This window comes from Chromohalobacter sp. HP20-39 (assembly GCF_033052815.1).
Taxonomy (GTDB): Bacteria; Pseudomonadota; Gammaproteobacteria; order Pseudomonadales; family Halomonadaceae; genus Chromohalobacter.
The window spans coordinates 1-299 of sequence record NZ_JAWHTP010000479.1 but is presented as its reverse complement, the minus strand read 5'-3'; the positions used below and the strand labels follow the sequence as shown (position 1 = coordinate 299).

General features: G+C 64.5%; 1 protein-coding gene. It reads right to left on the bottom strand.

The features are described from left to right. Window positions 1–299 (bottom strand): thioredoxin family protein (locus RVY79_RS18880; RefSeq protein WP_317466090.1); only part of this gene is annotated, 299 nt, incomplete at both ends.

Below are 299 nucleotides of genomic sequence, written 5' to 3'. Positions count from 1 at the left end.
CTGCAGCGCCGGCCGGGCCACCGCCCACGATCAGCACTTCATACGGCTCCTTGGCGGCGAGCTTTTCAGCATCACGCGCTGCGGCACCGGTGTCGATCTTGGCGAGGATCTCTTCCACGCCCATGCGGCCCGTGCCGAAGGTTTCACCGTTCAGGAACACCGTCGGCACCGCCATGATCTTGCGCTGCTCGATTTCGTCCTGGTACATGCCGCCGTCAATGGCGACGTGCTGGATGCGCGGGTTGATCACGGACATCACGTTCAGCGCCTGGACCACGTCCGGGCAGTTCTGGCACGTG